The 12677-nt window shown below is 32.3% G+C and carries 9 protein-coding genes; 7 read left to right on the top strand and 2 right to left on the bottom strand.

Annotation, left to right across the window (positions count from 1 at the left end):
• The first annotated feature begins 8 nt into the window (after positions 1–8).
• Positions 9–1688 carry a sodium:solute symporter gene (locus QYS47_RS11680; protein ID WP_322346299.1) on the top strand — a complete coding sequence of 560 codons (1680 nt, stop codon included), beginning with the start codon at positions 9–11 and terminating at the stop codon, positions 1686–1688.
• Between the two features lie 159 nt (positions 1689–1847).
• Positions 1848–3539 carry an OmpA family protein gene (locus tag QYS47_RS11675; RefSeq protein ID WP_322346297.1) on the top strand — a complete coding sequence of 564 codons (1692 nt, stop codon included), beginning with the start codon at positions 1848–1850 and terminating at the stop codon, positions 3537–3539.
• A gap of 52 nt (positions 3540–3591) precedes the next feature.
• Here QYS47_RS11675 and QYS47_RS11670 read toward each other — a convergent pair whose 3' ends face one another.
• Entirely contained in the window at positions 3592–4461 is an 870-nt protein-coding gene (locus QYS47_RS11670) for a DUF2911 domain-containing protein (protein ID WP_322346295.1), read from the bottom strand.
• A 54-nt stretch (positions 4462–4515) separates the two neighbouring features.
• On the opposite strand from QYS47_RS11670, the gene QYS47_RS11665 reads away from it, so the two are divergent.
• From QYS47_RS11665 to QYS47_RS11645, 5 genes are all read left to right on the top strand, one after another.
• Entirely contained in the window at positions 4516–5124 is a 609-nt protein-coding gene (locus QYS47_RS11665; RefSeq protein WP_322346293.1) for a DNA-3-methyladenine glycosylase, read from the top strand.
• Between the two features lie 42 nt (positions 5125–5166).
• Entirely contained in the window at positions 5167–5994 is an 828-nt protein-coding gene (locus tag QYS47_RS11660) for a universal stress protein (RefSeq protein WP_308356466.1), read from the top strand.
• A 349-nt stretch (positions 5995–6343) separates the two neighbouring features.
• The gene (locus QYS47_RS11655) at positions 6344–7936 is read left to right on the top strand and encodes an OmpA family protein (RefSeq protein ID WP_308356467.1); all 1593 of its coding nucleotides are present in this window, start codon (positions 6344–6346) and stop codon (positions 7934–7936) included.
• Positions 7937–7946: 10 nt separating this feature from the next.
• Complete coding sequence (locus QYS47_RS11650; protein WP_322346289.1) at positions 7947–8585, top strand: TetR/AcrR family transcriptional regulator; 639 nt, start codon at positions 7947–7949, stop codon at positions 8583–8585.
• A gap of 63 nt (positions 8586–8648) precedes the next feature.
• Positions 8649–9614: a deoxyhypusine synthase family protein gene (locus tag QYS47_RS11645; RefSeq protein ID WP_302124575.1), complete on the top strand. Its 966-nt coding sequence runs from the start codon at positions 8649–8651 to the stop codon at positions 9612–9614.
• A gap of 29 nt (positions 9615–9643) precedes the next feature.
• Here the strand turns inward: QYS47_RS11645 and QYS47_RS11640 are convergent, their stop codons facing one another.
• Positions 9644–12544 carry a triple tyrosine motif-containing protein gene (locus QYS47_RS11640; protein ID WP_322346284.1) on the bottom strand — a complete coding sequence of 967 codons (2901 nt, stop codon included), beginning with the start codon at positions 12542–12544 and terminating at the stop codon, positions 9644–9646.
• Between the last annotated feature and the right edge of the window lie 133 nt (positions 12545–12677).

Genomic DNA, 12677 nt, shown 5'->3' with positions numbered 1-12677 from the left:
TATTTCAAATGAGTTTAATTGATTGGATTGTCCTTTTCGGTACGCTATTATTAATCGTTGCTTACGGAGTTTATAAAACTAGAGGCAGTAAGAATATTGAATCCTATCTCAGAGGGGATAATTCAATGAAATGGTGGACGATAGGTTTGTCCATTATGGCTACTCAAGCAAGTGCCATTACCTTTTTATCTACACCTGGTCAAGCCTTTGAAAGTGGAATGGGCTTTATACAATTCTATTTTGGCCTCCCTTTAGCTATGATCATCTTGAGTATCTGGGTTTTGCCTATGTATTATAAGCTTAAAGTTTATACCGCATATGAGTACCTTGAGTCAAGATTTGATCTTAAAACCAGAATATTAGGAGCTTTCTTATTCTTGGTTCAGAGAGGCCTGGCAGCTGGAATTACCATATATGCTCCTTCTATTATATTATCTACCATTTTAGGTTGGCCATTAGTGTATACAACCGTTATTATTGGCTCCTTAGTTATTGTATATACAGTAAGTGGTGGAACCAAAGCTGTAAGTCAAACTCAAAAACACCAGATGATCATCATGATGGGAGGTATGATTACTGCTGGTATTTTTGTAATTCACTTACTTCCTGATGACATTGGAATTGTAGAAGCTACGCGCCTTGCAGGTCATATGGGTAAGTTAGAACTGATTGATACCGAATTAGATCTCAACAATAGATATACACTTTGGACGGGTTTATTGGGAGGCTTATTCGTTGCCTTATCTTATTTTGGAACCGATCAATCTCAGGTAGCCAGGTATTTATCAGGTAAATCATTAACAGAAAGTAGACTAGGCTTGATGTTTAATGGCTTATTGAAGATTCCTATGCAGTTTATAATCTTATTCATAGGAGCTTTAGTATTTGTTTTTTATCAATTTAATCCGTCACCGGTTTTTTTCAATAATGCAGCCAAAGATGAGGTGTATTTAAATCCAGAGCAAAAGGAGAAATACCAAGTGGTAGAGGAGCAGTATGCTGAATTATTTAAAGAGAAACGAGCTCAGGTACAATTGCTATCAGAAGCAAGAGGTGATGAAATTGAACCAATTAAAGCGGAGCTTAGCAAAATCCATAATAGAGAGGAGGTATTAAGGGATGAGGCGAAAGGAATAATCAAAGCTACCAATGAAGATCTTGAAACTACGGATACGGATTATGTCTTTATAACCTTCGTAATGGATCATTTGCCTAAAGGAATTATAGGTTTATTATTAGCGGTAATTTTCTCAGCAGCCATGTCCTCCACTTCATCTGAATTAAATGCTTTGGCATCCACAACTATAATTGATATTTATAAGCGAAATATAAATAAGAATGGCAGCGATAAACATTATTTAATTGCGTCTAAGCTGTTCACCCTATTTTGGGGACTAGTGGCTATATTCTTTGCTACATTTGCTGGACTACTAGATAATTTGATTCAAGCTGTAAATATCTTAGGGTCAATTTTTTATGGAACAATTTTGGGGATATTCTTAGCAGGCTTCTTTATTAAATATATAAAAGGGAACGCTGTTTTTGTAGGCTCATTAGTAGCACAATCTGTTGTTTTATATTTCTACTTTTTTACTGATATGGCCTATCTATGGTTTAATGTGATAGGCTGTGCAATTGTAATTTTAGTAGGCTTAATCTATCAGTATATTAAAAATAATAGGCAGTAAGGGAATACAGTTTATTGCTCAATAATAATTGAGAGAAGATATTTTATTTTTAGTTTATATTTGGAGGTTTAACTAGCTAGTTGTATTTTTCTAATCTTTATGGAATTGAAAATTAAATTATTTTTTCTTTCACTCTTTAGTTTCTTCGCTGTCAAATCTATGGCACAGGATCCTGAATTAGCAAAAATCTATTTAGAACAGGCAGATCAGGTTTATGCAGAGGCTAAAGACGCTATTGAAATTGCAAAAGATATTTACATTCAAGCAGCAACGGCTGATACAATGAATGTAAGAGCTAATTATATGGCTGGGATCCTTTATCTGGAAACTGTTAACAGAGATTATTCAACGGAATATTTTGAAAGAGTAAAAAGACTTGATCCAAAGTATAGATTTAATATTGACTACCTACTAGGAAGGGGGTATCAATATGGTTTAGAGTTTGAGAAAGCTTTGAAATATTTTAACGCCTACAAACAGAGATTAATGGCCAATAGAGGCTACAGAGGAGGAGATAGAACTTCTGTTTATGATGTAAATGATAGAATAGAGGAATGCAAAAATGCAAAGGAGATTATTGGAATGCCTTCTTCTTATACTATCGAACATGTAGGTGAAGATGTAAATTCATCTTGGCCTGATTATGCTCCTGTTTTAAATAAGGATGAAACGGTCATGATCTTCACTTCTCGAAGACAAGAAGAAAATACGAATGAAAACGTAGATAAAGATAATTTCTATTTTGAAGATATATACATCTCTAAAAGAAAAGGAGTAACCTGGAGCAAAGCTAAAAATATTGGTCAAAATATAAATACCCTATATCATGATTCTAATTTATTCCTCAGTGGCGATGGTAAAACATTATACATTTACTCGGATGAAGGCAATGGTGATATTTATTATTCTACTGAAAATGCAAATGAGGAATGGTCAAAACCTAAGCCATTAGAAGGGAGGATCAATTCTCAAGGGTTTGCAGAACAATCCATCTGGGTATCTGATGATGGGGAATTCATGATGTTTGCTTCAAATAGACCAGGGGGGTATGGAGGATTTGATATATATGGATGTTATAAAGAAGATGGACAATGGAAACGACCATTTAATATGGGGCCAGAAATTAATACGAAGCTAGACGAAGATGGGCCTTTTATGGCAAAAGACGGTGTTACCATTTATTTCAGTAGTAGAGGCCATAAAGGTTTTGGAGGATTTGATGTATTTACGTCTAAATATGATGATAAATCACAAAAATGGACTAGCCCAAAAAATTTGGGTTATCCAGTTAATACGGTAGATGATGAAGTTTATTTCCATCCAACATCAGATGGTGAAAGAGGTTATTTGGCTTCCGTAAGAGAAGAAGGCTTAGGATTTACAGATATCTATATGGTAAAGCATGTAGGAGATTTAGGAATCACTGCTCGAGAAAGAATAGCAGAATTAAAAAAGACTGAAAATAATTTCGTTACTGATGAAGAATTAAAAATAAAGCAATTGATTGATTCAGTTTTAAATATATCTGCTTATCAGGTTTATTTTGATGTTAATTCTATAGATGTTTTACCATCTCACGAAGAGAGATTGAAGGATATGGCAAATTTTGTAAAAGTTCATCAAAACCTAGGAATTCAAATTTCTGCATTTGCTTCATCAGATGGTAATCCTAGGTATAACTATGAGCTATCCAATAAAAGAGCTCAATCAGTGTTGAAATTCTTCTTAGATCAAGGAATCGAACAAGATAGATTAGCAGCCAGGGGGTTTGGGGTGTTAACAGGAATGGTTGAGGATAAATCTCGAAAAGCAGAAGTGAAAATTCTAGATCTATCTCGATTTTATGAATAAAAAAAGGCTTGAGATTATTCAAGCCTTTAAATTATTGTGTTGGGTTCAGGTTTTATAATGAATCAATTAAGTCCTGATTTCTTTTTACATAACCAAAATCACCCGAACTATTTTGTTTTGCTATTTCTATAGATTTTTCTGCAACGGCTTTGGCGGCTTTTTTATCGCCCATTTTAGCTAAAATTTGAGCTTTTAAATGAAGATTCCAGAATTGCTGGCTATTATTTCCTTCTGCTAAATAAGTATCAATCCATTGTAATGCTTGCTTTAAATCTCTGTCGGTTGTATAATAATAATTTGCAGCAGAAATTAAATTTCTTGGATTTACTTTTGTGTTTTGTTCTATTTGGGCCATCACCTGAGCATCATAGGATACCTCAAAAGGAACTTTTACACTAACATTTTCCCATCTAAAATGGATATTTGCTGCAGTATTATCAGGACTAATATCTGAAATTTGATAAGTTAAAGTCTCAACTTTTTCATCCAACACATCAGCATTTACAATTACTGACATTACTTCTTTAGCCTCATCATATAAACCAACGTTACCTCCTAATGATAAATCACTATATAATTTAAATTCCCATTCTTTTTCTCCTGGTGTCATGAAGATAAGGTATTCTCCCGCAGCAACTTTTTTTCCTGCTATTACAGCTTCAGAAGATAATGATAAAATAGAACCAGAATTGGCACCTGCTCTCCATAAAACACCATAGGGTTGTAAATAACCATCACCTTCTCCAAATATTTTTCGACCTTTAAGGCTTGGTCTGAAATAGCTTATTGAAACATCAGTTAAACCTACTGTAGTTTCAACTTTAGCCTTTGGTGAAGGCTGAGGAATGTTAATTTGCGCCTTTAATTCAATGCTACTAATTAATAGCACTGATAGACACATAACAAAAATTGATTTTTTCATAATGTGTATGTTTTAGTTATTTTAATTGATAAAATAGAGATACTAATATTTAAGATGAAAGTTACAAAAAAAAGATTAACTCGGTCTTTTTATGAAAATACTGATGTAGTAGAAATAGCTCAGAGACTTTTAGGTAAAGTGATATGCACAAATATTAATGGAGTTATAAGTGAAGCCATTATTACTGAAACAGAAGCCTATTCAGGTCAAAATGATAAAGCATGCCATGCACATATGGGTAAATTTACAAAACGAACAGCTACCATGTATGAACCAGGCGGAACTGCCTATGTGTATTTATGTTATGGCATTCATCATCTATTTAATATTGTAACCAATGTAAAAGGAACTGCAGATGCAGTATTGGTGAGGGGAGTGGAGCCAATCAGTGGTATTGATTATATGTTGGCGAGAAGAAAAACTTCTAAATTTAAACCTACCGTATTTTCAGGGCCTGGTAAACTTTCCAAATCATTGGGTATTAATAAGGGTCATAATGGTGTTGATATGGTCTATAGCAATGAATTGTATATATATGATTCGAATATAGAAGTTCAAAATGTAATTCATAGCACTCGCATAGGAATTGATTATGCTGAGGAGGATGCATTATTGCCATGGCGATTTTATATATCAGGAAATAAATTCGTTAGTAAGTTTTAGAAAACCTATTTTTTTTTAAATTGTAAATTAAACATAAGTAATATGGATAGATTTTTATGCCCAGTTGATTTTTCAGCTTATTCTTTAAATGCATTAGAATATGCTGCTAAGCTTCTTCAAATCCGAAAAGGAAGCATGATGCTTATTCATATTTTTACTGAAAAAGAGTTTACTCAAGCTATAGAAGGTGAGGAATCTGATTTTAATGATCTGAAGACTCATGCAAAAGAAAAATTAAGAAGCCTTTCTGAAGAAATTGAAAATGAATATGGTTTCGAATGTGATTTTGTTTTATCCATTGGGAATATGGAAAACACAATAAGTAATTATGCCAATAAACACGATTACGACTTAATTGTAATGGGTACACAAGGTCATGGCTACAACAGAAAAACTATTATTGGAAGCAGAACCCTCAGGACACTAAAGCATGCAGCAGTTCCAGTTTTAACTATCCCACTAGATGCAGATTTTAAAGGCTGGAGTTCGGTAGTCTATGCATCAGATTATTCTGATAAGGATAATATAACCATGCAAAAGCTGGTGAGCTTTATTTACCCATTTCGAAGTAGAATTAATTTTGTACATGTAAGTCATTCTAAAAACTTCCTTAGTGAAAGAAGCTATGAAGATTTTAAATCTGAGCTTTCGACCTTTCTAGGATATGAAAAAATTAGCTATTATTTAAAGGAATATAAGAAAGATATTAGTAGTGGCATAGAAGAATTTGTAAGTGATCAAAAGGGTGAATTATTGGTTCTTTTGAAAAGGAAAAGAAACTTTTTTGAGAAAATACTAAGCAGCAGCGTTTCTACTGAAATTTCATATTTAAGCACCCATCCATTATTGATTTATCAAGAACAGGATTAATAATTAAAAAGGTATTAGAGTAATTAAATCTCAAAATTAATTCCGTTGAAATTCTACTATTTTAATACAAGTAATAAAGTCAAACTATTTCTAATAATATTTATATCAGTTTGATAATCTAATTAGATAATTCTATAACTAACTGATATACAATTTAAAAGACCTCTATAATTATTTTATAGCTTTAAGTTGATTTTAGAAAAAAATATAGTAGATTAGCGATGAATAAGTTCTATACTATCGTTTTATTTTTGATAATATACTAAGATTAGGTGTAAGGTTTACATCCAATCACGATTGTAAGAATTATTCAATTGAACTATATTGTATTGTGATAATGCCACCTAAAATGCGCTTTAAAGTACTGTTAACCATATTGCTTTTCTCTCTCACTTTTTCTCTCTTAGGACAAAGTACTCCTCAAGTTATAGATTCACTGGAAAGTATATATGATGATATTTCACCAGTACTGTCAGCGGATGAAAATACAATTTACTTCACTAAAAAGAACCACCCTGAAAATGCAGGAGGGGAAAGAGATCAAGGTGATGTTTGGTTTAGTAGAAAAATTAATGGTCAATGGACTCAGGCTCAGCGTTTGCGAGGACCTGTAAATAATTCAAATTATAATGCAGTTATCGGAATTACGCCTGATGATAATATCATGTATGTAGTTGGAAATTATACCAATCCACGTAAAGGAGGTTTATCTTTCTCTAGACGAATAGGGGATAATTGGAGTGAGCCAAAACCCATTGATATTCCATATTATAAAAACAAATCAGATCATCTATCAGGGAGCTTAAGTAAAGATGGCAAAATTATGGTGCTAAGCTTAGAGAGTTTTAGTACTAGAGGAAATGAAGACATTTATTATACATTTAGAAAGTCTATTGATGAATGGACAGAATTAAGAAATTTAGGTGTAGATATAAATACAGAAGCTCAAGAATTAACACCTTATTTGGCTCCAGATAATAAAACACTTTTCTTTAGTTCAAATGGAAAAGGGGGAAAGGGGAGTAGAGATGTTTTTTACAGTAAAAGGCAGGATGCCACTTGGACTACCTGGTCTGAACCAGAAAATCTTGAAAATGTAAATACGGAAGGGGCGGATTGGTATTTTAAATTATTCAATAATTCTCAAGATGTAATGCTTGTCAATACAGTAAATAGTATTGGATTAGGGAACATTATGCAAATGAATACTCCTCCTGAAGTGGAGGTAGAACCAGAAGTTGAAAAGAGCATGACTGCCTCATCACAATCTGTTTTAGCAATAGCAACAAATTCAAACCAGTCTAATAAGAAAGCAGCCAGGGAAAAGATTCAAGTTAAATTCCAAGTGGTAGATGGATTCACGGGTGCTGAATTAAAACCACAGCTTTTAATTAAAGGGGTGAATGAAATGAGCAAGAGTTCTTACTCGGAAATAGTAATGAGCAAAACTTCAACTTATAAAACTAAGCTTTACAAAGATTCAATTTATACAGTAGATATTTCTGTAGAAGGTTATTTAGATGACTTTCAGACCATCAAAACCGATACAATATCCGATAATCAGACGGTTAAACTTGAATTATTAAGTTTAACAAAAGGGACTACCATTCAACTTAAGAGTGTTTTGTTTAAGAGAGGAACTTCTACTATCATGGATGGTTCCTTTGAAGAATTGGATAGGGTGTATAGCATGTTAAAGAAAAACCCAAATGTAGAGATAGAATTATCAGGGCATACCGATAATACAGGTAGTGCAAAATTGAATATTGAATTATCACAAGAAAGATCTGATAGAATAAAACAATATCTTGTTGATAAAGGCATAGATTCAAAAAGGTTAGAAAGCAAAGGATATGGAGGTGCTAGACCAATTGCTAGTAACAAATCTGAAGCAACAAGAAAATTAAATAGAAGAGTTGAGTTTACTATAATCAAAATCTAATGCAAAGGAAATGGCAAACAGTGAGATCAGTTTAAGGGAACGAAAATCAGCAAAATTAAAGTTACTTATACTATCGACCGCCAAAACAGAACTACAAAAAAGCAATTTTCAAGATTTACACGTTACTAACCTATGTGAAAAGGTAGGTATATCAAAAGTTACATTTTTTAGATATTTTCCACAGAAAGAAGATCTTTTACTTTATTTTTTGAGGGTATGGTCTTTTGAAATTAGTATGGAGTTACTTTCAAATGAAACGAAAGGGATTAAAGCTGTAAAATATATCTTTGACCGGTACGGTGATCTATGTGAAAATTATAGTTCTGTAATTCTACATTTAATTAAGTATCATGCTGTTTCTCCTACAGTTTTAAAACCAATTAGCATCAAAAAGGCTGAAAAATATTTGCTTTTTCCCAATCATGAGGGTGTTCAGCATATGGAAGTGCTAGCTTTTGATAAGCTATTAGAAAAGTATATTTTAGAGGCTATCTTTCAAACTGAAATTACCAAGAGCTCAAACGTCAGCGATATGGTTAGCATGCTCCTGACCACCACTTACGGGTCTATTTTAGTGGCAAAAATGAAACAAATACCCGTAAAGGGAATGCTTAAAAAGAATATTAACTCCGTTCTTGAAACCTTCTGATTATTCCTTTAATTTTCTTAGCCCTTCCGTATTTTTAATTATTTTTACAACAAATAATTTCATATGAAAATTACAGAATTTTTAAAACACAACTATCGCCATTTTAATGCCGCTGCTCTAATAGATGCAGCCGAGGCTTATAAAACACATATTGAGTCAGGGAAGAAAATGATGGTAACTTTAGCCGGTGCTATGTCAACTGCTGAGTTAGGTATTTCCTTTGCTGAAATGATCAGACAAGATAAAGTACAAATCATCAGTTGCACTGGAGCCAATCTAGAGGAAGACTTGATGAATTTAGTAGCTCATAGTCATTATGAGAGGGTTCCAAACTATAGAGATTTAACTCCACAACAAGAGTGGGATTTGCTTGAGAAGGGTCTTAATAGAGTGACAGATACCTGCATTCCTGAAGAAGAAGCATTCAGAAGATTACAACAACATATTTTTGATATTTGGAAAGATGCAGAAGAAAAAGGGGAAAGATATTTCCCTCATGAGTTTATGTATAAGCTTATTAGATCTGGAGTATTAGAACAATATTATGAAATAGATCCTAAAAATAGTTGGATGCTCGCAGCAGCTGAAAAGAACTTACCAATTATAGTTCCGGGTTGGGAAGACAGTACCTTAGGAAATATTTTTGCTAGTTATTGTGTGAAGGGTGAATTAAAGCCCTCAACCATGAAATCCGGAATCGAATACATGACCTTCTTGTCAAAATGGTATCAGGATAATGCAGGTACAGAAGGTGTTGGCTTCTTCCAAATAGGAGGGGGAATTGCAGGAGATTTCCCAATTTGTGTAGTGCCAATGCTATACCAGGACTTGGAGTATAAAGATGTTCCATTTTGGAGCTATTTCTGTCAGATATCTGATTCTACTACCAGTTATGGATCTTATTCAGGTGCTGTTCCTAACGAAAAAATCACTTGGGGTAAATTAGATATTGATACACCTAAATTTATCGTAGAATCTGACGCTACTATTGTAGCTCCATTAATTTTTGCAATTGTTTTAGGACAATAAATGAGAAAGCCTGCATTTGCAGGCTTTTTTTAATACTTCAATATAAATTCCTGGAGATTATCTGATCTTTCCAATTCTAGCTTTTTTCTAAGTCTATAGCGAGCTATTTCAACTCCACGAATAGAGATGTTCAGTAAGTTTGCAATTTCCTTAGTACTTAAATTCATCCTTAGGTAAGCACTAAGTTTCATTTCTTGTGGGCTTAAATCAGGATAATCTTCCTTCCATCTTTTAATAAAATCTCCATGAACTTGATCAAAGTGGATTGAAAAGTGTTCCCAATCCTGATCTGCCGCAATATTTTTATCTATATTCTGTATTACTTTATTGATTTCGTGTTTTACTTCTTGGTTCTTACTTCTTTTTGTGATGTTATTTAAATTGGCCTTAACGCTATTAATAAAGCTATTTTTATTTATTAGGTGCATAGTAGAAGTAGCCAATTCTTTATTTTTTAATTTAATCTCGGATTTGAGTTTTTCATTTTTAAGTTTCTCAAACTTTTCTTCTGATGTTTTTAATTCACTATCAATTCTGGTGATTTCTTTTTCTTTTTCTTCAGTTAGTATTTCAGTTTTCTTTTTATAGCGTAATTCAATAACATAGTAGGTTACTACTGCTAATATTAAAGCTATAAAAAAATAGAATCCATAGGCTATGTTTGTTCTATACCAAGGAGGTAAAATGGTGAAATGAAAAGAAGCAAGCTTGCTGACTTGACCATAAATATTTTTAGCTCTTACGTGAAAAATATAATCTCCTTCTGGTAGGTTTGTATACTCTTTATCCGTTCTTTCAGTCCAATTACTATATTCTTCCTCGCTATTTTCTAACCAATATTGATATTGGTTTTTAAATTTACCACTCATGTAGGGAGCACTATAAGCTAATCTAATTGAGTTATCTTTAAAAGGGATTTCAACATCATGATTTTGATAGTTAAATGATACTTTACCATTTTCAATATATCTTCCATAGGATATAATAGAATCATTGGAATTTGAAATTTCAATTTTAGTAAATATGGTATTGAAATCTATATCTTTTATTTTTTGAGCGGTATTATCAAATTGTATAAAACCTTCTTTTGCTGCATACAATACTTTATTAGCCTCTAAAGTTATAATATTTTGCAAGTCATCATTTAATAAATTTTCGAGCTCATTAAATACTGCAATGTGTTTTATGTAATTACCATTCGTAGTTTTTTCTAACACTCCTGTTTCAGTTGTACTAACAAAGTATATATTTCCTATTGCATCTTCCGTAAAACTTATGAACTGAACATTGTCAGAAAAATAATTAGATAAGAACGAAGACTTTATAAAACGATCTTTATTTTTATCATATTTATAAAGACCGGCTACGGTAGAAAAGATTAGATTGTCATTTAAATTCCATACGTTATTTAGGATTTTTGCAGGTAACCCCTTTTCTTCTCCATAATAATTTGCTTCTACTGATTGAAGATCATTCGTAAGTTTTATTTTAAATACACCTTTATAGCCATGTGTCATCCATATATTTCCATCTTGATCTTCTTCCATAACTCGAGATGATTCTTCAAATCCATCCAGCTTACGAATAAATTTTAATCCATCATTCGATTTCTTAAATAGAGATAGTCCTTTGTAATTACCCTGTAAAACATAATCAGGGTATTTTTCTAAATCTAATAATGTCCAGGTACCCTGAATGTTTGCTATTTTATTAGCCTTACCATTTCTTATTCTGAAAGTACCAGCATGGTGTCCCATCAAAATTTCATTATTGATCTGTTGAACTTTATAAACTTGACCGCTTGTATTTTCAATCTTTTTGAAAGATGTGTTTTGTGCTTTTATATTTTTATAATACAGGCCATTATTTGTTCCAAGATAAAGAGTGTCATTAAATAATAAGGCATCATATCCTGTACCTGGCAGGCCTGTTTGTTCGTTTAAATGCTGAAATGGTGAGTTTAATGCTATTGACGAGATTCCATTATTGTGACCTAACCACAAATTTCCTTGTATGTCTTCATAAATTGATAAAACGGTTCTATTTTCTATTCCCTTCCCTTTACTTAATTGTAATTCTATTTCACCGTTTTTACTTAATATGAAAAGTCCTTCGTTTTGTGTACCGATAGCTATTTTACCAGATTTAAGCCGTTTCATTTGATTTATATTGGCATTTTTAAACTTATCCTGGTTTGTAGGTTGCCATACTATAATCTGATTACCACTCTTTAAGAAAATGCCATTTTTAAGTGTACTGATTAATAATTGATTATTATTGATAGCAATAATTCCACTTATGGTCATATTTTTAAAATAATGACCATAGGCAGTAGATTTAATATTGCCATTTGACATTACAGATAAGCCTTTACCATTTTGATTGAAATACAGTTCATGATTAACAAAGAAAAAGTTATCAGGATCTGAATCAGGATCAATTATCTGCTTGAGTTGACCATTAAGGTTAAATATAAAGATATCATCAAAGGTGCAGAATAATAGCTGATCATTTTGTTTGAAAATTTTCCATGTTTCATCGAAGTCTCTTTTTTCACCTGGAATACTATCTGCAAGACTTACAAACCTTAATTTTCCTTTGCCATTTGGAATGTAATATCCAAAATCACCTTGAGATGCTATATATATTTTACCATCTGTATCGACATATACATCTCTACATTTTGTACCGCTTTCTAACTCATATTTATTCCAATTGGTGCCATCAAACTCTAATAGCCCAAAATTATTAGCTACATATAGTAAACCATCCGTACTCTGTGTGATTTTCCAGTTCTGTATACCTCCGTGATAGTCTTGACTTGAGTAGTATTTATAAAAAGGATAGCCAATTGATTGAGCATAGATAGAGACTACACCTATTAAGGTGAAAATAGACGTTAAGAAAAACCTTTTATTGGGGTGAATCATATGGTAATTATTTGACTACAATTTAACAATAAATGATAATTCTGTAGTAATTATTGCAAATATAGTGTAGAAATAAACCAGCTTAAAATTAAAAATAATATGTGCTTTAAAATGATTAGAATGGCCATTATAA

It is taken from the genome of Marivirga arenosa (assembly GCF_030503875.2).
Lineage (GTDB): Bacteria > Bacteroidota > Bacteroidia > Cytophagales > Cyclobacteriaceae > Marivirga > Marivirga arenosa.
Note: the sequence above shows the minus strand (reverse complement) of the source record. Positions and strands in the feature narration are given on the sequence as shown.